This is a genomic window from Helicobacter macacae MIT 99-5501, from assembly GCF_000507845.1.
GTDB lineage: Bacteria > Campylobacterota > Campylobacteria > Campylobacterales > Helicobacteraceae > Helicobacter_B > Helicobacter_B macacae.
Genome location: NZ_KI669456.1, coordinates 87,053 through 107,575, shown reverse-complemented (window position 1 = coordinate 107,575; position 20,523 = coordinate 87,053). Strand labels below are relative to the sequence as shown.

16 protein-coding genes are annotated in these 20,523 nt (G+C 42.6%); 7 read left to right on the top strand and 9 right to left on the bottom strand.

Going from position 1 to position 20,523, the window contains the following annotated elements; genetic code table 11:
- Positions 1–165 precede the first annotated feature (165 nt).
- The 7 genes from hypB to HMPREF2086_RS10320 all read left to right on the top strand — a co-directional run bounded on the left by hypB (position 166) and on the right by HMPREF2086_RS10320 (position 8,912).
- Complete coding sequence (hypB, locus tag HMPREF2086_RS10350; RefSeq protein WP_023928810.1) at positions 166–897, top strand: hydrogenase nickel incorporation protein HypB; 732 nt, start codon at positions 166–168, stop codon at positions 895–897.
- Between the two features lie 37 nt (positions 898–934).
- Positions 935–1,213: a HypC/HybG/HupF family hydrogenase formation chaperone gene (locus tag HMPREF2086_RS10345; RefSeq protein WP_023928809.1), complete on the top strand. Its 279-nt coding sequence runs from the start codon at positions 935–937 to the stop codon at positions 1,211–1,213.
- A 27-nt stretch (positions 1,214–1,240) separates the two neighbouring features.
- Positions 1,241–1,831, top strand: coding sequence for a DUF2147 domain-containing protein (locus HMPREF2086_RS10340; protein ID WP_023928808.1), 591 nt, complete (start codon positions 1,241–1,243; stop codon positions 1,829–1,831).
- A gap of 45 nt (positions 1,832–1,876) precedes the next feature.
- Positions 1,877–3,079, top strand: a complete 1,203-nt coding sequence (gene hypD, locus HMPREF2086_RS10335) for a hydrogenase formation protein HypD (protein WP_023928807.1) — start codon at positions 1,877–1,879, stop codon at positions 3,077–3,079.
- A 218-nt stretch (positions 3,080–3,297) separates the two neighbouring features.
- Positions 3,298–6,117, top strand: coding sequence for an isoleucine--tRNA ligase (gene ileS / locus HMPREF2086_RS10330; protein WP_023928806.1), 2,820 nt, complete (start codon positions 3,298–3,300; stop codon positions 6,115–6,117).
- Between the two features lie 61 nt (positions 6,118–6,178).
- Complete coding sequence (hisH, locus tag HMPREF2086_RS10325; protein WP_023928805.1) at positions 6,179–6,868, top strand: imidazole glycerol phosphate synthase subunit HisH; 690 nt, start codon at positions 6,179–6,181, stop codon at positions 6,866–6,868.
- 124 nt (positions 6,869–6,992) lie between these two features.
- A complete protein-coding gene (locus tag HMPREF2086_RS10320) occupies positions 6,993–8,912 on the top strand; it encodes a saccharopine dehydrogenase family protein (RefSeq protein WP_023928804.1) in 1,920 nt (639 codons plus the stop codon).
- A 356-nt stretch (positions 8,913–9,268) separates the two neighbouring features.
- On the opposite strand, the gene HMPREF2086_RS10315 is transcribed toward HMPREF2086_RS10320, so the two are convergent.
- From HMPREF2086_RS10315 to HMPREF2086_RS10275, 9 genes are all read right to left on the bottom strand, one after another.
- On the bottom strand, positions 9,269–12,157 hold the full coding sequence (locus HMPREF2086_RS10315; RefSeq protein ID WP_023928803.1) for a valine--tRNA ligase: 2,889 nt from the start codon (positions 12,155–12,157) through the stop codon (positions 9,269–9,271).
- Positions 12,158–12,170: 13 nt separating this feature from the next.
- The gene (locus tag HMPREF2086_RS10310) at positions 12,171–13,823 is read right to left on the bottom strand and encodes a Mur ligase family protein (RefSeq protein WP_023928801.1); all 1,653 of its coding nucleotides are present in this window, start codon (positions 13,821–13,823) and stop codon (positions 12,171–12,173) included.
- On the bottom strand, positions 13,823–14,887 hold the full coding sequence (mraY, locus tag HMPREF2086_RS10305) for a phospho-N-acetylmuramoyl-pentapeptide-transferase (RefSeq protein WP_023928800.1): 1,065 nt from the start codon (positions 14,885–14,887) through the stop codon (positions 13,823–13,825). Before mraY ends, HMPREF2086_RS10310 begins: the two co-directional genes overlap by 1 nt.
- Positions 14,888–15,126: 239 nt before the next feature.
- Positions 15,127–15,687 carry a Holliday junction resolvase RuvX gene (gene ruvX, locus HMPREF2086_RS10300; protein WP_023928798.1) on the bottom strand — a complete coding sequence of 187 codons (561 nt, stop codon included), beginning with the start codon at positions 15,685–15,687 and terminating at the stop codon, positions 15,127–15,129.
- On the bottom strand, positions 15,684–16,487 hold the full coding sequence (gene dprA / locus HMPREF2086_RS10295) for a DNA-processing protein DprA (RefSeq protein ID WP_023928797.1): 804 nt from the start codon (positions 16,485–16,487) through the stop codon (positions 15,684–15,686). Before dprA ends, ruvX begins: the two co-directional genes overlap by 4 nt.
- A gap of 7 nt (positions 16,488–16,494) precedes the next feature.
- Positions 16,495–18,078, bottom strand: coding sequence for a divergent polysaccharide deacetylase family protein (locus HMPREF2086_RS11080; RefSeq protein ID WP_023928796.1), 1,584 nt, complete (start codon positions 18,076–18,078; stop codon positions 16,495–16,497).
- 65 nt (positions 18,079–18,143) lie between these two features.
- A complete protein-coding gene (gene minE / locus HMPREF2086_RS10285) occupies positions 18,144–18,383 on the bottom strand; it encodes a cell division topological specificity factor MinE (protein WP_023928795.1) in 240 nt (79 codons plus the stop codon).
- 10 nt (positions 18,384–18,393) lie between these two features.
- Positions 18,394–19,206 (bottom strand): septum site-determining protein MinD, encoded by an 813-nt coding sequence (gene minD / locus HMPREF2086_RS10280; protein ID WP_023928794.1) that lies wholly within the window; start codon positions 19,204–19,206, stop codon positions 18,394–18,396.
- A 114-nt stretch (positions 19,207–19,320) separates the two neighbouring features.
- Positions 19,321–20,463: a hypothetical protein gene (locus tag HMPREF2086_RS10275; RefSeq protein WP_023928793.1), complete on the bottom strand. Its 1,143-nt coding sequence runs from the start codon at positions 20,461–20,463 to the stop codon at positions 19,321–19,323.
- Between the last annotated feature and the right edge of the window lie 60 nt (positions 20,464–20,523).

The window sequence follows — 20,523 nt, the reverse complement described above, 5'->3', positions numbered from 1 at the left end:
AAATCTTGTGAAATATTCTTGTGTGATATTTGGATAAAATCTCACGCTAGCTTTGGATATTGCTTGGGTTTGTCCTATCTCATCTTATGTTTTTGTCTATGTCTTTTATATAGCCACTTTAGCCTTTCATACAACTGCTAAAAAAAACCAAAAAGGAAATCCACAATGAAAGACAATCTAACAAAATCTCAAAACACAACCCAAAGCATAACTATGGAAGTTATCCAAAAAGTGCTAAGCAAAAACGACAAAAAAGCCCTGCAAATGCGTGAGCTATACGCGCAAGATGGACTATATGTGATAAACCTTATGAGCTCTGCAGGCAGTGGAAAAACGACATTTTTAGAAACCCTTGCAGAATCTAGCACAAAATCTAGCGATTTTGGGTTTGCTGTTATTGAGGGAGATTTGCAGACAAATCGCGATGCTGATAGGCTAAAAGCAAAAGGCATAAACGCTTATCAAATCCTCACAGGCGAAGCCTGCCATCTAGATGCTAGTATGATAGAGGAGGCATATCATCATCTAAAATCTAGCAATGCCTTAGATAGCGTAGGCTATCTGTTTATCGAAAATGTCGGCAATCTCGTGTGTCCAGCGAGCTACAATCTCGGTGCGGATATAAATATCGTGCTTTTATCCACGCCAGAGGGCGATGACAAGGTGCTAAAGTATCCTACGATGTTTTTGTGTGCAGACGCGCTTATCATTTCCAAAGCAGACTTAATAGAGCATTTTAGCTTTGATTTGGAGCGGGTAAAGAGCGATTTGGCTAAGCTAAAAAAAGGCATTCCTATCTTTCTCACAAGCAAAAATGACATAGATTCTATCCAAAAAGTGCGCACTTTTATTGTGGAATGCAAAATGAAAGGGTATCATTCCAAACATAAGTTTTAGGATTTTTGTATCAAATGTCTAACAAAAAGGAGAGTAAATGTGTCTAGCTATCCCATCAAAAGTCATATCCATAGACAAATCTAGCAATACTGCTACCATAGAGACGCTAGGCGTTAGCCGTGAGGCAAGCCTAGATTTGATGCAAGATGAAGTCCAAGTGGGGGAATATGTGCTATTGCATATCGGCTATGTGATGAGCAAGATTGATACACAATCCGCGCTAGAATCCATAAAGCTATATGAGGAAATAGTAGCAAGTATGGACGATGATGAATACATAGATGAGCAATATGACACAGCACAAAAAACGCAATAAAATCACAAAAACCATAAAGGAGAGTAGATGAAAAATTACAGACATATAGGAAGTGGATTTTGGAGTGGCTTTGGGCTAGTGGCTTGCTTTGCTTTGGGGCTTGGCTCTGCTAGCATAGCTCAAACAAAAGAATGTGAGCTAGGCACTAAGACAAAGCACTACAAAACCCACATAGGCAAAAGCGGGCGTCAAAGTATCGTGGAGTTTTTCACAAAAAGCAATGGTAGCAAAACCAAAATCTACGCCTATGGCTATGCAAATGTCGATGGTAGCGGACCCAAAAAAGATATAAAAAACCCAAATCCAAAGCTAAGAGAGCGTGTGGATAAAGGTGCGGTGTTTGTCTATGGGCTATCAAAATCTGCTGATGAGTGTGTATATGAGGGTGGAGAGGTGTATAACTACGATGATGGCAAGACTTACTACCTAAAAATCACCATAGAATCTAATGGCAATCTATCACTAAGGGCAAGCCTAGATAAAAAGGGGTGGCTAGGGGAAAGCCTTACTTGGACGCCACTAAGCCAACAAGACATAGCTAAGTATGAGGGCGAAAAGCCAGATTTCTCCGTAGTCGAGGAGTCTTATAGTAGCTTGCCAAGTGAGTTTAAGCCATAATATTTTGGGCGTATTTTAGATTCACATATTTTTAAGGATAGGGCAATGTCTAGCAAAGATTCTACTCCAAATGCTTCTGCAAGTGCCTTTGCAGACGCTTCTGCAAAAACTTCAGCCTCTTTAAGCACTTCTCTTTTGCTAGATGGATTTCGCCAAAAAGACGCCATTCTCGCCCTATCAAAGCAAATCCACAAACTAGCAAAAAATCTAAAAACTCCACTAAAAATGATGGAAGTGTGTGGAGGGCATACTCACACGCTTATGCGCTATGGGCTAAAGGGGCTTTTGCCAAGCAATATTGAGTGCATACACGGACCGGGCTGCCCTGTGTGTGTGATGCCAAAATCTCGCATAAACCAAGCATACACTATCGCTATGCAAAAAGATGTGATTCTGCTAACGCTTGGCGATATGCTAAAGGTCCCGGGGAGTAATGGCTCTCTCCAAGATGCCCGTGCCAAAGGCGCAGATGTGAGGTTTCTCTACTCGCCTAGCCAAGCCCTGCAAATCGCACTAGAAAATCCAAGCAAAAAAGTCGTGTTTTTTGCTATCGGATTTGAGACGACTACGCCTATGACTGCCGCACTGCTATCTCGCACCATAGAAGCAAAATGCCAAAATCTATTTTTTCATATAAATCATATCCTAGTCCCTCCACCGCTAGAAGCCATACTAGATTCCAAAGATTGCGCTATAAACGCGCTTATCGCTCCATCTCACGTAAGCGTCATCACAGGTGCGAAAATCTACAAACCATTGCTAGAGAAATATCGCATTCCAATTGTGGTAAGTGGCTTTGAGCCTGTGGATATGATGCAAAGTATCGCTATGCTAGCTAGCCAAGCAAATGACATACAAACCCACAATGCAAACCCAAAGCTAGAAGTGCAATACACTCGCGTAGTAAATATGCAGGGCAATCAAAAAGCACAAGAGCTAGTAAATACATTTTTTGAAATCGCGCCTAGCTTTGAGTGGAGGGGGCTAGGCGAAGTGTCAAACTCTAGCTTAAGATTGCGCAAAGAGTATCGTGCTTATGACGCGATGCGTGAGTTTGAAGAGGTTTTAGATTTTACCCCCATAGCAGATAACAAATCTTGTCGCTGTGGAGATATACTGCGCGGGGTGGCAAAGCCACTAGATTGCAAAGTGTTTGGCAAATCTTGTATCCCTAGCCACCCGCTAGGAAGCTGTATGGTAAGCTCTGAAGGGGCTTGCGCGGCTTATTATAAATATGGGGCGTGCTAGGTTTGCAAAAATTGCAAGAATTTTTTTTAGGAAAAAAAAGATTTTGGATTTTGTGATTTGCTTTTAGCAATTTAGGCTTGTGGGGAGCAACTTTTGGCAAGCGGGCGTTGCACTAAGCTTTTTTGAGGTATTTTTTGGCTACAATAGCGTTTTTTAAGCATTTTAGATTTTGCCTAAAACCTAAAAACTTGCCTATAAACTTTACTAAAGGACACTAAATGGACTATAAAGACACTTTGTTGTTGCCAAAGACAGATTTCCCAATGCGGGGCAATCTACCCCAAAATGAACCAAAAATCTATGAAAAATGGCAAAAAGATTGCGCAGCTTATCACAAAATGCGCTCCTTGCGTGCTACAAATACGCACAATCCACAAAAGACTTTCACTCTACACGATGGTCCCCCTTATGCAAATGGCAATCTCCACATAGGGCACGCGCTAAATAAAATCCTAAAAGATATTGTCATAAAGACACATTTTTTTAATGGCGATGCAGTGCGCTATACACCGGGCTGGGACTGCCACGGACTACCCATAGAACAGCAAGTAGAAAAATCTCTTGGCAAAGATGCACAAGGAAAGGCAAAAAAAGATACTCTGCCAAAATCTAAAATCCGTGAGCTGTGTCGCGCTCACGCTACTAAATACCTCGCAATCCAAGCAGATGAATTTAAGCAAATGGGGGTTTTGGGGGATTTTGAAAATCCATATAAAACTATGGATTTTGCCTTTGAGGCAAATATCTATCGCACGCTTTGTGAAGTGGCAAAAAAGGGCTTGCTAGCCACTCGCTCTAAGCCGATATTTTGGAGCTGGGCAGCTAGAAGTGCGCTAGCTGAAGCGGAAGTAGAGTATAAAGACAAAGAGGATTATAGTATTTTTGTGGGATTTTCTCTCACGCAAGAATCAAAGCAAAAACTCGCCCTAGAGCCAAATAAAGAGATAAAAGCAGTGATATGGACTACCACGCCTTGGACGCTTCTATCAAATCAAGCTATCGCGCTAAATCCAAATGAAATCTATGTCATCACAAGTGAGGGATATTTACTAGCAAAGCCACTGCTAGATTCTCTAATCGACAAGGGCATAACAAAAGGCGAGATTCTCAAAGAAATCTATGCAAAAGAGCTAGAATACTGCGAAGCGATAAACCCGCTAAATGAGCGAAAATCTGTGATTTTGCTAGGTGAGCACGTGCTTATGGAGGGGGGAAGCGGGCTTGTGCATACAGCACCCGGACACGGCGAAGATGACTATTTCTTGTGGCTAAAATATGCTGATGAAGCAAAAATGACAAAATACAATCCCACACAGATTTTGATGCCTGTGAATGATAAAGGCTGCTATGATGAGAGCGTGTGCGAGCTATTGCCTAGTAGTGTGGCAAATGATTTTGTTGGCTTGCATATTTTTAAGGCAAATGAGAAAATCCTAGAGCTACTAGGGGAGAATCTCATCTCTTGCTCTAAATTTGTCCACTCATATCCGCACTGCTGGCGCACACACGAGCCTGTGATATATCGTGCAACAAAGCAGTGGTTTATCCTAATGGATAAGCCATTTTTAGATGGCAAGTCTTTGCGAGAAGTCGCGCTAAAGGCGATAGATGAGACTAGATTTTATCCTGCAAGCGGACGCAATCGCATAAATGCTATGATAGAAAATCGCCCTGATTGGTGTATCTCTAGACAGCGTGATTGGGGAGTGCCTATTGCGTTTTTTATCGACAAAGAAAGTGGCGAGCCACTGCTAGATGAAGCTGTGCTAGAATCTATCGCAAAGACATTTGAAAAAGAGGGCTGTGATGCGTGGTGGGACAAAGAGATAGAAGAGCTACTTCCCTCAAGCCACAAGTCTCAAGCGCACAAATACGAAAAATGCGAGCATATACTAGATGTGTGGTTTGATAGCGGTAGCACTTGGAATGCCGTGCTAAAAAGCGGAATCTATGATGCGGGAGAATATCCTAGCGATATGTATTTGGAGGGGAGCGACCAGCATAGAGGGTGGTTTCAAAGCTCTCTTTTGCTAAGCTGTGCTTTGCAAGGGCGGGCACCGTATAAAGCCGTGCTTACTCACGGATTTACAATGGATGCAAATGGGCAAAAAATGAGCAAATCAAAGGGTAATGTAGTCCTACCTCAAGAAGTGCTAAAGCAATATGGTAGTGAGATTTTGCGACTTTGGGTAGCGCTAAGTGATTATCAAAATGACCAAAAAATCTCAAATGACATACTAAAGCAAGTAAGCGAGCAGTATAAAAAAATCCGCAATACTATTAGATTCCTTATGGCAAATGTGAGTGATTTGGACCGCTTGGCTAAAGAGAGTGATTTAGGGCAGATAGATAGGTTTATTTTAAGCAGGGCTTTTAGCGCGTTTAGCCAAGCTAGGGCGCATTTCAAAGAGTATAATTTCATCAGTGCTATGCAGATTCTCTCATACTTCATTAGCAACGAGCTAAGCGGAATCTACTTGGATTTGTGCAAAGATAGCTTGTATTGTGATGAAAAAAATGGCAAAGAGAGAGTGGCACACCAAAGTGTAATGGCAGTGATTTTAAGCCATTTGTGCCATTTGCTAGCACCTGTGCTTACCTACACCATAGAGGAAGCACTCTCTTTTGCGCCCAAGATTTTGGGTGTAGGGGGAGAATTTGGCGTTTTTGAGATTGCCCCACTAGAATCTTACAAAGATATTGCTAGTGATAAGGAAAATGTAGATTTTACCCTGCTTCTTGAGCTACGAAATAAATTTAACGAAACGCTTGATAGCCTAAAAAAAGACGGGGTAGTAAAATCAGGGCTTGAGCTTTGTGTGGTGGGGGATTTTGGCGATTTCAAAGAAAGTGCTAAGTGGCTTATAGTAAGTGAAGAGAGCAAAAAGCTTGGCGAAAAAATCGCCAAGATAGAGATAGAGGGCAAAAACTATACTATACACAAAAGTGGCGAGTGCAAATGCGAGCGGTGCTGGCGATATATGGCAAGCTCTAGTGGCGGGCTATGCAAGCGGTGTCAGCAAGTCGTTGGGAAATGATATTTTAGAGTTCGTTTAGCAAGATAGTTTAGTAAGTGTCAAAAGTATCAAAAGCGCGACAATGAAAACACAAAATATCGCTATCATCGACTACGGAGCGGGAAATCTAGGAAGTGTGAGAAATTCATTTGCATATCTTGGTGCTTGCCTTGCCACAGAGTCTAGCCCGCATAAATTGTGCGATTATGACAAGGTGATTTTGCCCGGTGTAGGTGCGTTTGGCGATGTTGTGGGGCTAGTTAGGAAAAGTGGGTTTGATGAAGCGATAGCAAAGTTTGTCAAAAGTGGCAAATATATGCTTGGAATCTGTGTGGGTATGCAGCTACTTTTTGAGCGAAGCTATGAGTTTGGAGAGCATAGAGGGCTAGGGCTTTTAAAAGGAGAGATTGTGAAGTTTGGGGAGGATTTGCGCACGCCTCATATCGGGTGGAATCAAAACTTTTTTGCTAGTGAGGGTGCAAACTTGGATAAGCAAAAGATTTGCGTGCCTCCTCACTCGCTTTTAGATAGTGTGCCAAATGGTGCGTATCTTTACTTTGTGCATTCATATTATGCGAGCAATGTCGATGAGAGAGATGTTTTGGCGTGGTGTAAATATAGCGAGCCTAGCAAAAGCCACAAAAAAAGTGAGGTAGAAGCTACTAGGTTTCCCTCTATTGTCGCAAAAGATAATGTGCTAGGTATCCAAGCCCACCCCGAAAAAAGCCACAAAATCGGCTTGCAAATTTTGCAAAACTTTTTATCGCTTTAAGTTGCTTTGCTATAAAGACGTGGCTTTGTAAGCAAAATCTTGTGTTTTTTGCTTAAAGAAATTTTGCTAAAATCTCAACTTATGTAAATCTATATAGGTGTATAAAATCTTATAAGGAGTGAAAATGGCGTGTGTTTTACAAATCGGAGCAGGTGGCGTAGGTGGCGTGGTGGCACACAAAATGGCGATGAATCGAGTAAAAAATGCAAATTCTAGTATTGTGAGCGAGAAATCGGGGTTGTGTAGCCACGAGCAAGGAAATAAGACTGATTCGTCTATTGACGAAGCGAGTGGCAAACTCCACGATTTATCGCCACAAGACGAATTTGACGGCGTGTTTTCGCGCATTATATTAGCCTCGCGCACTTTGTCTAAATGCAAGGCGATTGCAGATTCTATCCGCGCTAAGGGCTTTGGGGAGATTGAAATCGATGAAGTAGATGCCGATAGCGTAGAATCTGTCGTGGCTTTGATAGAGAAATACCACCCAAAGCTCGTGGTAAATGTGGCTTTGCCCTACCAAGATTTGGCAATTATGGAGGCGTGCCTGCGCACAAAGACACACTACCTTGATACTGCGAACTACGAGCACCCCGATAATGCGCACTTTGAGTATAAGGAGCAGTGGGCTTATGACACGCGCTACAAGGAAGCGGGGATTTTCGCGCTTTTGGGAAGTGGCTTTGACCCCGGGGTAACCAATGTATTTTGTGCCTACGCGCAAAAGCACTATTTTGATGAGATTCATAGCATTGATATTTTGGATTGCAATGCGGGGGACCACGGCTATGCGTTTGCGACAAACTTTAACCCTGAAATTAACTTGCGCGAAGTGAGTAGCAAAGCGCGGTATTGGGTGAGTTCCCCCTCCCTTGCGGAGGGGGCTAGGGGGTGGGTAGATTCCACAAGTTTGCAATCAAACTTAGAACTCAACCCCGACTTGCAAGAGGACAAAATCTATCGCAAATTTGAAAGAGAGGAAAAGCACTTCGCGCTTGAATCAAACACGCAGGATTTGCAAAATCAAAGCTACTTCAACGGGCAGTGGCGCGATGTCGCCCCTTTGGCGTTGATGAAAGAGTGGGATTATTTGGGCGTGGGCGTGAAAAATAGCTATTTGCTTTACCACGAGGAGTTAGAATCGCTTATTCGCAATATCAAGGGACTACGCAAAATCCGCTTTTTTATGACATTTGGGGAGAGCTATCTTACGCATATGAAGTGCTTAGAGAATGTGGGGTTGCTACGAATCGATGAGGTGGCGCATAAGGGGGGTAAAATCGTGCCAATAGAAGTGCTAAAAACGCTACTGCCAGACCCCGCAAGTCTCGCCCCGCGCACCAAAGGGCAGACGCATATCGGCTGCTATATAAAAGGCGTGAAGGAGGGCAAGGAGCGCGTAATTTACATTTATAACATTTGCACGCACGAGGAGTGCTACGCGGAGGTGGGCGCGCAGGGGGTGAGCTATACCACAGGTGTGCCTGCGATGATAGGGGCGAAGTTGATATGTGAGGGGAAATGGGGTGTGGGGTGTGAAAAAATAACAAATTCAGTTTGCAGCGACTTTTTGGGGAGTGCTTCGGACGCTTCACTGCAACGCACGAGGAGTGCGTCTCATTCGCTTGCCTCGCACAACCCCAAAAATTCATCTGCAACCTTAGAATTTGAGAATCTTGATTCTAATGGCTTGGGTTGCGTTCCATCATTTAACGCCGATATGCCAAAAGGCGGGGAATGGCAGGGGATAGATAATGCGATTGGAATAAGCAAAGGTAACCCTGCGGAAGTATCTTGCGGGAAGTTCGTGGGTTGTGAAGCCACGAGCGAGGAAAATAAGACTGATAGTCTATTGACGAAGCGAGTGGCAAACTCCCGCGAAATTCCCCAAGAGACAACGCAGGGGGCGGGTGTGTGGAATATGGAGCAAAACGACCCTGACTACTTTATGGCGGAATTAAACAAACAAGGTTTGCCTTATGTGGTGGTTGAGTTTGATGAAAATGGAAGCCACAAAGTCCTAGAAGACGGACGCAAGAAGTAGAAAATTTTAGGGGGTAAAACGCTATAAGTAGCTATGCTAACTAGCTTGTATCATCTAAGAAGCGTGGTGGAATCAGCTCCTTTGCAAAGTTTGACAATAGATTAGTAAATAATGCGGATTTCAAAATCAGTAAAAATTATCCGTAATGCAGTAGAAAATCTTATCAAGCACACTAATCAAATACACCAAGCACATAGGGCAAAAAACACAATATTTTGCCAAGAAAGATTCTCTCACCTATCGTAAATCCACCAAAATATCAGCCCAAAATACCAACTTAATAGCGCAAAAATCTGCGAAACAAAATCCCTACATTGTGTGGAAATAACTAAGTTTCATCGCTGATAGAAGCCAAACTATCCTCTATCTAGCGTGTCTATTTCGCTTTGGATTTTGCGTAGTTTGTCTAGGACTTCTTGCAGGCTAGATTCTAGCTTTGAGACTACTTCTTTTGGTGCATTTGCCAAAAATCTATCATTTTTTAGGTTTGATTCTAGCTTATCACGGTCTTTTGTTAGCTTTTGTTTTTGAGAATCTAGCCTAGCCAAAATAGGCGATAAATCGATATTATCAAGTGGTAAGTAGCACTTCACGCCCTCGCCTATATCTACTACGAAGTTTTTGGTATCTGTGCTATCAAAAATCTTTATAGATTCTACTCGTGCGAGTTTTTGGATAGAATCTAGGGCTTTTTGGGCGATTTTTTTGTCATCAAAGCTCTGTATATATGCCTGCTGCACAGGCTTATTTGCCAAATCTATACTTGCTTTTAGTCTGCGCAAAGAAATCGTAGCATTTTTTATCATCTCAAATTCTGCCTCCACCTCCAAATCCCGCTCAAAATCGCTAGGAAACTCCTCTACCATAATGCTTTGGACATCTTTTAGCTCCTGCCCCCTTAGCTTGTGGTATAGCTCCTCACTGATAAAAGGCATATAAGGGTGCAATAGCTTTAGCGCGTCTGCTAGCACAGCTCCGAGCTCGCTTATCGCTTCTTTTTGCACTTTGGCTAGCTCTATGCACCAATCGCAAAACTCCCCCCACAAAAAGCGATAAAGCACGCTTGCGCCGTCATTAAAACGATAAGATTCTAGTGCGGCTATAAGCTCGCTATTTGCAGCGTTTAGACGCGATTTAGCGTATCTGCCAAGTGGCGTGTGGTATTTGCTAACCTTGCTAAATCCACCAAATCCACAATCTTGCTGCTTAGCATACAAAAGCAAAAATTGCGTGGCATTAAAAAGTTTGTTTGCAAAGTTTTTTCCTATCTCTAGTTGGGCAGTGGATAGTCGTATATCGCGCCCTTGTGCGCATAGATATGCAAGGCTAAATCGCAGTGAATCCGCGCCGTATTTTTCTATCATTTCTAGCGGGTCGATGACATTTCCGCGAGATTTGCTCATTTTTTGCCCATTTTCATCGCGGACAAGGGCGTGCAAATAAATATCCCTAAATGGTAGCTTGCCTAGCAAAGACTCGCCACTAAATAGCATTCTAGCTACCCAAAAAAACAATATATCAAATCCCGTGATAAGCAGGGAATTTGGGTAGAAATTTGTCAAATCATCTGGGTTGTATGGATTCTCGCTCGTGCTTGCTTCGTGCAAAGGTGCAGAATCTGTGTGATTAGTATCTAAAGATAGATTATTTTTCCACCCTAGCGTGCTAAATGCCCACAAACCTGAACTAAACCAAGTATCTAGCACATCGCTTTGCTGCTTTAGCTCGCCTCCACATTTTGGGCAGCTAGATTCTACTTCGTTTTTGGAAGCAAAGCGATGAGCGCATTTGGGGTTTTGGCAGTCCCAAATAGGAATCCTATGCCCCCACCACAGCTGGCGCGAGATACACCACGGTCGTAGCTCACGCATCCACGCATTGAAATTATTTAGCCACGCGCTTGGATAAAACTTCGCTTCGCCCTCATTTACGCGCTTTATCGCGCCATTAGCAACTTCTTTTGAGACAAACCACTGCTTTGAGATATATGGCTCGATTATGTTGCCACAGCGATAACATTTGCCGACTTGATTTTGGTAGTCTTGGGTTTTTATCAATGCACCGCAAGAGTGTAGTGCTACGACTATGTCTTCTCGCGCTTCTAGTCGCTCCCTACCCTCAAACCCCTTTGCATTTACATTAAAGATTCCTTTTTCATCGAATATGACGAGGTTTTCTAAATTGTGTCGCTTGCCTACTTCATAGTCGTTTATGTCGTGTGCGGGCGTTACCTTTACCACGCCCGTGCCAAACTCCATATCCACCGCACTATCAGCGATGATAGGAATCTCTTTGTTTAGCAGAGGAAGCACGACAGATTTGCCCACCAAATGGGCATAGCGAGAATCATTTGGATTTATCATTACAGCGACATCACCAAAGAAAGTTTCAGGGCGCGTAGTAGCTACTACAAGGGCATCTTTTGGGAAATTATGCTCATTTGTGCCTTGCGTGCCTGCAAAATCTGCGCTATGAACACCCTCCAAAGAGTAGCTACAATCCTGCGAACTATCAGCTAGCTTGTAAGCGATATAATATAGCTTTGTATCCTGTCCTTCATACTCCACTTCTATGTCGCTTAGTGCCCCATCGTGCGTGCACCAATTCACCATATAATCCCCCTGATAGATTAGTCCTTGCTCATACCACGCGACAAATGCTTCCCTCACGGCTTGTTGCAAGCCTTTATCCATAGTAAATCGCGCCCTAGAAAGTGCGGGAGAAATCCCTAGAGCCTCCATTTGCCCCGTGATTTTACCTCCAGACTCTTCTTTCCACTCCCACACTTTTTTGATAAATGCTTCTCTGCCTAGCTCCTCTTTTTTTATCCCTTTTGCTAGAAGTTGTTTTTCTACGATATTTTGCGTGGCGATTCCTGCGTGGTCTAGCCCGGGCTGATAGAGCGTGATGAAGCCTTGCATTCGCTTATAGCGAACGATAATGTCTTGCAAGCTAAGGGTAAGCGCGTGCCCTATGTGAAGCACGCCCGTTACATTTGGAGGGGGCATCATTATGCAAAAATGCGTGTTTTTTGGCTCTAGTTTTTTTTCATTTGCTCCACTGCCATTTTTGCCACTATTTTTTTCTTGCTTTAGTCTTTCTTGTCGTTTTTTTGCAAGGGCTGCATTGCCATCTATCTCAAAATATCCTCTATTTTTGCAGATTTCATAGATAGTAGATTCTATCGCTTTTGGATTGTAGGCTGCTTTTTCTTCCTCTTGTGGATTTTGTGTTTTTTTACTCATCATTGCTCCTAAATTATGATTCTAGCGCGTATTTTTTGAAAAGTTCGCCCCTTTCTTTGTATGAGCGAAATTGGTCAAGGCTTGCTGCTGCGGGAGAGAGTAGCCCAACAAAAGAAGCGATAAAATCTGCTTTAGAATCTTGTTTGGATTTTTGTTTTGTATGTTTTTCTGCATTTTTCTGTGTGGATTTTGGCTGTGCAGATTTTGCTTCACTTGCAAAATCATCGCTAAATTCTATCAAATCTTTCTCTCGCTCGCTTTTTATGTGCTTCATAGCGTTTTTTAGATTTTGGCAAGCAAAGGCTGGTATGCCGTATTTTTGTGCTAGGGATAAAATCTTTTTTTCATTGCTACCTATGGCAAAAATCTTTACAAAGCTATTTTTTTTGCAAAATCCATCTGCGATAAGTGCAAAAATAGGCTCAATATCTGCTCCCTTGTCATCGCCACCTAGCAGGGCATAGATATGCCTGCCTTTATATCGTGCAAAAGCCTTTAGTGTGGCATCGGTATTTGTGCCTTTGGAGTCATCTACCCAAAGCCATTGTAGATTGGATTTTGCGCTGTTTTGATTATAGGGCTCATAAAATTCCTCGATTCTGTGTGCCCCTATGTGAAAAGATTTTAGCCTTTCTAAAAAATACGCAGGGCTAGAATCATCTCTAAAATCCCCGCTAAAATCTAATAAGCCCATTTTTTGTGCCAACACCGCGCCGCTAAGTGCCACAAGCGCGTCTAGCAAAAACGGCTCACCAAAAGGAATGCTATCTAGCTCTATACTCAAAAACTTCGCCAAATCACTAGAATCCCTATAAAAAATTGCACGCTCTGCGTGCTCGTTGTCGGATTTTGAGTGATTTTTGTGGATATATTCTTGCACGATTTTGTGAGATTTTAGCTCTTGTGGCAATAGGGCGCAGGTGTCTTTGCCCATACGCGCTAAAACGCGGAGTTTGTCCTCTATGTAGCCCTCATATCCACTATGCCAGCTTATGTGGTCTTGGCTAAGTGGAAGTAGCAGATAAATCTGCGGGGTAGCAATGTGAGAGTAGTGCATAGCAAAAGAGCTAGATTCTAGCACCCAAAAAGGCTCTTTTTTTGAATCTTTTTTGGGATTTTTTTCTTTGTGGTTATTTGGATTTTGGCAGGGCTTGTTTTTGTGAGAATCCTTTTTTGCAAAATCTAATGATTGTGCGTGCTTTAGCGCGAGTGTGGTAAGTGGCGTGCCGATATTTCCACCACAGAGTGCACCAAAAGATTCTAGCAGATGAGTTAGCATTTGCGTGGTGGTTGTTTTGCCATTTGTCCCGCTTATCCATATACTTTTTAACTCAAAATCATTTGCCCTCATTAGTTTATAAGCATAGTCATACTCGCCGATAGGATTTCGCGCTTTTGAGAAGTAGCTATGAGTAGGCAAAATCCCTGGGCTTATAAACTCTAGGCTAGATTTGCCCTCATCAAACGCACTAGGTGGGAGCAAAGCATTGCCGCACTCATCGCTAGATTTTACCTCAAATCTATCATCATAAATAGAGCAAGTCTTGCCAAGTGAGTTTATAAACTCTACAAATGGTTTGCTTGTAACCCCATAGCCAAATACGCTAATGTGGACAGGAAGCAAGTGAGGTGGAACTTTTATAGGGATTTTACTGCTTTGTGGCATTAGCGCACCTTTATGCTTAGAAGTGCGATTAGATTTACAAGTATGGCTATCACCCAAAATCGCACGATGATTTTGTTTTCTGCCCAGCCTTTTTTCTCAAAGTGGTGGTGGATAGGCGCCATAAGAAAAATCCGCTTTTTTCGTGTCTTGTAGCTACCGATTTGGAGCATCACAGATAGTGTTTCTACCACAAAAACAAAGCCGATTAGAATGAGTAGTATTTCGTTGTTTGAGACGACTGCCATATACGCCATAAAGCCCCCGATAGATAGGCTTCCGCTATCGCCCATAAATACTTGTGCGGGGTGGCAGTTATACCACAAAAATCCTAGCAAAGAGCCGATTAAGGCGACACCTACTACCATTAGCTCGCCTGCATTTACCTTTGGCAAAAATAGATACTTACTAAGCTCAATATTGCCCGATAAATACACAAACACACATAGCGTAAATATCGCGCAAATACTAGGCACGGTAGCAAGTCCATCTAGCCCGTCTGTTACATTTACGGCATTGGTGCTAGCCAAAAATACAAGCACCCAAAACGCTATCATTAGCGTGGGATAGTTGCTAAGCGCGAAAAGAGGATTTTTGACAAAAGGGAAATAAAAATCCGAGCTTAGATGCGCACAATAATACAAAATCAAACACACGCCAAAAGACACCACAAACAAAAACAACATCTTCGCCCTAGCACTCATTCCTGCGTTACTTTTGTGTGCGATTTTGATATAGTCATCTCTCCCGCCGATAAGCCCAAAAGCCACAAGCACGATAATGCCAAGCGTGGCAAAAATGTTGCTTAACTGCACGCATAGAAGCGAGGCTATCACTGTGCTAAAGATAAATACTGCGCCTCCCATAGTGGGTGTGTTTGATTTGGATTTGTGGGCGGGGACATAGCGCGAGATAGGCTGGCAGGATTTGCGCTTTTTTGCCCAAGAGATGAAGTAGGGCATCAAAAACACACATAGCAAAAATCCTACAAAAAAACTTATCCCTGCGCGAAAAGTAAGGTAGCGAAAAATATTGACATCAAAATAAGAATACAGGTAGTAAAGCACGACAATCTCCTTATATGGTGCGTTTTGGTTAATGTAAATGTGCTTATGATTAGATGATTGCTAATAAAGAGATGTTAGATTTTGCGTGGATTTGGGATAAAGTAAAAACGCTATTATAATTTAGTTTTGGGCAAGTGTGTCGCAAAAACGCTTAAAAAGCCCAAAAATACGCATAAATTTGCAAAATATTGTAAAATATTCAAGCTATTTACGCGCAAAAACACTGCATTTACTGCATTTTATGGATTTGCATCGCTGATTTTAAGGTAGCGGCGCAGGATTTCGCACGCCGCTAGAGAATCTAGCCTGCCGTCTTTGGTTGATTTTTTGCGAGCGGATTTGGTAGTGTGGGATAGGTTTTCTAGGGCGATGATAGAGCTAAAGTCCTCATTTACATACACCACCTCACAGCACATACTAGCACAATCTAGCAGCCCGATAAAGTGCTTTATGCGCACGGAAGTGGGGTTTGTGCTAGAATCTAGGCTAGAGTCTACAAAATCTATGCTAGATTTTGCATTGCTAAAATCTGTGGGGTTTTGTGATGTTTGCTGTGATTCTTTTTGTGGATTTTGCGAGTTTATATCTTGTGCGTGCTGATATAGTGGAAGTCCTACGATTAGCTTATTTGCACCGCGCATTTGTAGCACTTCGCGCAAATCTCTAGCTGCTTGGTTGCGATTTTTGCGGATTATGGGCTCTAGTGGCAAGACTATGCCATTTAGGAGTGTGGCTAGCCCTATGCGCTTTAGCCCCACATCACAAGCGATAATCACGCTAGATTTTGGCTGTGCGCTCATTGCACCACCACGCGTCCATTTGTGCGGGTAATTTTCCCCTCTAGCTCAAGAGCTAAAATCTCCTCTCCATAGCGCAAATACGCCTCTTCAAAGCTAGGGCTCCCCTTGCAAAAATCTAAAATCTCTGCATAATCCCCGCTAGCAGAATCTAAGATAGGTTCTTGTAGCCCTATTTTTTGCAAAAATGCTTCTATGCTAAAAATCGCCTCTGCTTTTGCCTCTAGTAATAAATCCTGTGTCCCTAGCGACTCGCCTATACGATGGGATAGGACAAAAAGGGGCTTTTTGGATTTTAGGGCTAGACTAGCGGAGTAGAGAGAGCCACTTGCTTTGTCGGCTTGGGGGATTATCACTATGTCGCTTAGGGCGATGACTAGTCGATTTCGGTGGAGAAAATCATATTTTTGTGGGGTTTTGTTGTTTTCGTATTCGCTTAGGATTAGCCCATTTGTGGCGATTTGAAAGATTGTTTTTGAGTTGCTTGCAGGGTAAATAGTATCAAGGCTAGATGGGGAAATCATAATCGTGCGGGGAAGTGCGGCACTATGAGCGATAATATCCACGCCCAAAGCCCCCCCACTTACCACCACACCACCTGCTTGGCTGATAGATTTTGCTAGATTTGTGGTTTGGATTTGGGTGTATTGGTTTGGCTTCCTAGTGCCGATGATAGCGATTTTTGGAGAAATATCTAGTAGGCTTGTATCGCCTGTGAAAAAAAGCCTTTTAGGTGGGGATTTTAGCCCAAGAAGTTCCTTTGGAATCCTATCTAGCTCACAGCTAGAAAAATGACTTTGCATAAACGGACTAAAACCCCTCTATCGAGATGCTTTGAGAGTGGAAAGAATGTGCGTTTTTGGAGCTTTGGCATTTGCCATTTTGCCATTTGCCACCCGCGTCTTTGCACATCTGGACACTTAGGAAATTATCTGTGTTTTTTTGGTTTCTTTGATATTCTCTCACACTTTGCCCCATATCATTTGAGCCACCACAGCCTGATACAAACGCTTCTAGCTCATCGCCTGAACACACCGAGTAAGGAGCGGATTTGGGCGGTGCGGGTGGAGTATATCGCCTTTGTGGAGTTTGTGGCTTTGGTGCAGGGCTTTGGGCTAGGTGCTGTGGATATGCTTTTGTGGGTTGTGAGCTTGACCGTGTGCTTGTGGGTGGGGTTTTGCTCGTGCTTAGGACACCTGCTTGGGACTTTATGGAGTTATTTGAATTGGTGTATTTTTCCATTTGGGCTACTTCTGAAGTTTGGGTAGAAGTCTTGCTAAATCCCGCTTGTTTTGCCACACTTGGGCTAGAATCTTTTGGTGCGACTTGGGGATGGGATTTTTCTCTTTTGCTCTCTGCAAACATACTATCATCGATTTTGGCATAGCGTGAGTTTGGCACTCCTTCAAAAAGCTTTGGATTTATCTTGGATTTTGTTTTGTCATCTAGGGCGATTTGTAGTCGTGGGCGATTGGATTTGGCAAGTGGCAAGTCTTTTATATAGACTAGATTTACTTCGTTTTGGAGGGTGGATTTTGCCTCCCTTAGTGCACGAAATGTCGCAGAATGTGGGTGGCAAATCGCAATAGCATAGCCCTTTTGCTTGGCTGTTTCTATGGCTTGGTGGATTTGGTAGTTGATATATGGCACGGATTGTTCATTGTCTAAAAACACATCTCTACTTAGCAGTTCTCTCCTGCTCTCATCATAGATTCTAGGTGCTTGTGTGTTTGCACTCGTGCGAGAATCCACAAAATCAATCCCATACAAATCAAGCACATAAAGTAGCCGCTGCATATCTCTAAAACTTGAGCTAAACTTGCTACCTGTGTGGTTGTTGATATATTCTAGCTTGGGGAAGTCTTTTTTGATTTTAGCGATAATCTCTTGGATTTTGGATATGTCCATATTTACGCGCATCCACTCAAATTTGGGGCTTTGGACACTCATTGATTCTAGTGGTAAGTGCACCATATAAAATTCGCTTTTTGCCGCGAGCTTGGCTGTTTGTGGTGAGTAGTAGCTCACAGGGAAAAATGAGGGTGTGATTTTTAGCCCTAGCTTTTGTAATTCCTCAAATTGTCTAGGGTATGCTATGTCGTCCATTATTATGGCGAGGTATGGTTTTTTGTGGCTAGTTATTGCATTTTTTGCGCTACTTACGCTAGAGGTTACGATATTTTGGGCTTTTTCAAAGATATTTTGCCAACCACTAGATTCTGCACTCTGTGCTTCATTTTTTGAATCATCTTGTTTTTTGGCTTCTTTTTGGGCTTGGATTTTCTCTCGCTTGACTACAGTGTCGTTTTCGTAGAATTTATACGCATACAGCCCGATACCTGCCAAAAACAAGCCGACAAGAATCGTGCTTATGCTTTTGCTAAATCGCATCATTTTCAAACCTCCGCAATGGATATTATCTCGCTAAAATTGTGCCTAAGAGTGCAAGTGCTGTAATGCTATTTTGTGTTATCCAAAATGATTTCTACTTCAAGTGTGCTTATGTCTTGATTAGAATCTGCTTTTATGGAGATATTATCTGTGTTGGTGTATTTTTTTACCACTGCTAAAATCTCTTGCTTCATTTGCTCCATATATGGGATTTTGGCAGTGCGCTCGTGGGCGAGGATTAGCTGTAATCTGTCTGTGGCGACTCTCGCGCTATTATCTTTTTTGACAAAGTAGTTTAGGATACCCATCGCTTAAACCTTACTTGTTGAAAATCTTGCCGAGTGCTTTTAGAAAGCCGCCATTAGACTTAAACTCCACAAACTCCACCTCATCGCCTAGCACCCTAGCTACGATACGCTTGTAGCACTCGCCACTTATGCTGTTTTTGTCATAAATCACAGGCTCGCCTTTGTTTGTCGCTGTTACGACTTTGTCATCTTCAGGCACAAGCCCGATAAGCTCAATAGCAAGGGTTTTCAGCACATCTTGTGTGCTTATCATTTTGCCAGATTCTACTAGCTCGGGCTTTATGCGGTTGATGATTAGATGAAGTGGGATTTTTATCCCCTCGCTTGCTTTGTGGGACTTGGCATTGATAAGCCCGATAACTCTATCGCTATCACGCACCGAACTTACTTCAGGTGTAACGACCACTAGCACCCTATCTGCCCAAAAAATCGAATGCTCAAACCCTCCCTCTATCCCCGCAGGAGAATCAAGCAAAATATAATCAAAACTTTTTTTTAGCTCTTCTATGAGGTTTTGGACTTTTGATTTATCTAGGATATTTTTGTCTTTGCTTTGGCTTGCAGGGAGGAAGTGTAGATTTGGCGTTCTTTTGTCTTGTATAAGGGCTTGGGCAAGTTTGCAATTCCCCTCCATAACATCGATGACATCATAGACTATGCGGTTTTCTAGCCCCAAAATCATATCCAAGTTTCGCAAGCCTATGTCAAAATCCACTGCCACGACTTTTTGCCCCATCTGGGCAAGCCCCACAGCGATATTTGCCGTAGCTGTGGATTTGCCCACACCTCCCTTACCAGAAGTAATCGTTATAACTTCAGACATTTTTTACACCTCTTTTTGTTTTTTTAAGTTTATTTGCTGTAAGTAAAAGCAACTTACATTCCGCTCGCCACCCACTCACTTGGCTTGCTTGCCTGTCTATGCGCTGTGTCAATCTTAATCCATAGATTTTGTAGATTGTGTGTGAGTGTGGCTTATCTCATTGCTTCTTGACCCACTTTGTGTCTCCTCGTCTTTTGCGCTATCTGTGTCATTGCTTTTTTGGTTTGAGCTTTTTGGGGTTGCTTCATTTTTGTTGTTTTGAGTGCTATCAAACTCAAATGACACACTAGAGCCAAGCGAAAATATAGCATTACCACGCTTAGATTCTGCTTTATGTGGTAGATTTTCACTTCCCTGCTTGTCAAAATCCTCCAAAATCACAAAAATAAGCTCTTTTGGCTCATCATTTTTGTCCTTTTTAGCTCTTTTGCCCTCTTTGCTTTTTTTGTCGCTTTTTTTATCGTTTGTTTTGCTATCAAAATCACTTGCTAGATTTGCCTCTTTAGCCTCTACTTTTGGCAAAATAATGACCTTTGGCAAGATGAGATTCTCGCCACTATCCACGCGAAATGCCAAAAATCTAGGCTTGCCTCCCTCATAGCCACCGCATTTGCTCGCCTCCTCATCGCAAGAGCGCAAAATATGCCTTTTTGCCTCTATCTCAAAAGCTGCGAGATAATACACGCCTGCTTCTAGCTCCACCACCTCATCTCTTGGAGCGCGAAAGCGAGAAGTTTTTAGTGCGCGGAAAAACGCATTTGCCCCGCCGATAGCTTTGCATTTGGGTGGTTTGGTAGTGTCTAGTTTGATAGGATTTTGGGTGGTGTGGGTAGGCTTTGCTTGTAAGTCTAGCTCGCTATGGCTTTTGTGGTTTTTGGAATCTTGTGAGCTAAAATCTTTAGAATGCGTGGATTGTGGCGTGAAGTCTTGTTTAAGTGTATCTGTTTTGTCATCTTTATTGTCTTTGTCTTGCTTATCGTTTTTATCCTCTGCCGACTCATCATCTACCTTGCACCAATGCGTCAAAACAGATTTGTTTAGTCCATCAATTTGGCTAGAGATATTTATCGTTACTTTTGTGATATTTTGACCAATACCTTGCACGGAGCTATTCTCAATGTTTTTATTCGTGTTTGGGGACTTTGTCGCGCAGCCAATCATACCCACAACAGCTAGTCCCAAGCATATTTTATACAGCTTACACGACTTGCACAGCTTGCACAATTTACACAACCAAAATCTACCAACAAATCTCATAGCACAATCCTTAAATAAGCAAAATAAATCATAAATTTACCCCAAATCTACACACGACTT

What these genes read in the sequence shown, in the direction of transcription:
- hypB (WP_023928810.1), top strand. Translation starts at nt 166, where the DNA reads ATGAAAGACAATCTAACAAAATCTCAAAACACAACCCAAAGCATAACT.
- HMPREF2086_RS10345 (WP_023928809.1), top strand. Translation starts at nt 935, where the DNA reads ATGTGTCTAGCTATCCCATCAAAAGTCATATCCATAGACAAATCTAGC.
- HMPREF2086_RS10340 (WP_023928808.1), top strand. Translation starts at nt 1,241, where the DNA reads ATGAAAAATTACAGACATATAGGAAGTGGATTTTGGAGTGGCTTTGGG.
- hypD (WP_023928807.1), top strand. Translation starts at nt 1,877, where the DNA reads ATGTCTAGCAAAGATTCTACTCCAAATGCTTCTGCAAGTGCCTTTGCA.
- ileS (WP_023928806.1), top strand. Translation starts at nt 3,298, where the DNA reads ATGGACTATAAAGACACTTTGTTGTTGCCAAAGACAGATTTCCCAATG.
- hisH (WP_023928805.1), top strand. Translation starts at nt 6,179, where the DNA reads ATGAAAACACAAAATATCGCTATCATCGACTACGGAGCGGGAAATCTA.
- HMPREF2086_RS10320 (WP_023928804.1), top strand. Translation starts at nt 6,993, where the DNA reads ATGGCGTGTGTTTTACAAATCGGAGCAGGTGGCGTAGGTGGCGTGGTG.
- HMPREF2086_RS10315 (WP_023928803.1), bottom strand. Translation starts at nt 12,157, where the DNA reads ATGAGTAAAAAAACACAAAATCCACAAGAGGAAGAAAAAGCAGCCTAC.
- HMPREF2086_RS10310 (WP_023928801.1), bottom strand. Translation starts at nt 13,823, where the DNA reads ATGCCACAAAGCAGTAAAATCCCTATAAAAGTTCCACCTCACTTGCTT.
- ruvX (WP_023928798.1), bottom strand. Translation starts at nt 15,687, where the DNA reads ATGAGCGCACAGCCAAAATCTAGCGTGATTATCGCTTGTGATGTGGGG.
- dprA (WP_023928797.1), bottom strand. Translation starts at nt 16,487, where the DNA reads ATGCAAAGTCATTTTTCTAGCTGTGAGCTAGATAGGATTCCAAAGGAA.
- HMPREF2086_RS11080 (WP_023928796.1), bottom strand. Translation starts at nt 18,078, where the DNA reads ATGATGCGATTTAGCAAAAGCATAAGCACGATTCTTGTCGGCTTGTTT.
- minE (WP_023928795.1), bottom strand. Translation starts at nt 18,383, where the DNA reads ATGGGTATCCTAAACTACTTTGTCAAAAAAGATAATAGCGCGAGAGTC.
- minD (WP_023928794.1), bottom strand. Translation starts at nt 19,206, where the DNA reads ATGTCTGAAGTTATAACGATTACTTCTGGTAAGGGAGGTGTGGGCAAA.
- HMPREF2086_RS10275 (WP_023928793.1), bottom strand. Translation starts at nt 20,463, where the DNA reads ATGAGATTTGTTGGTAGATTTTGGTTGTGTAAATTGTGCAAGCTGTGC.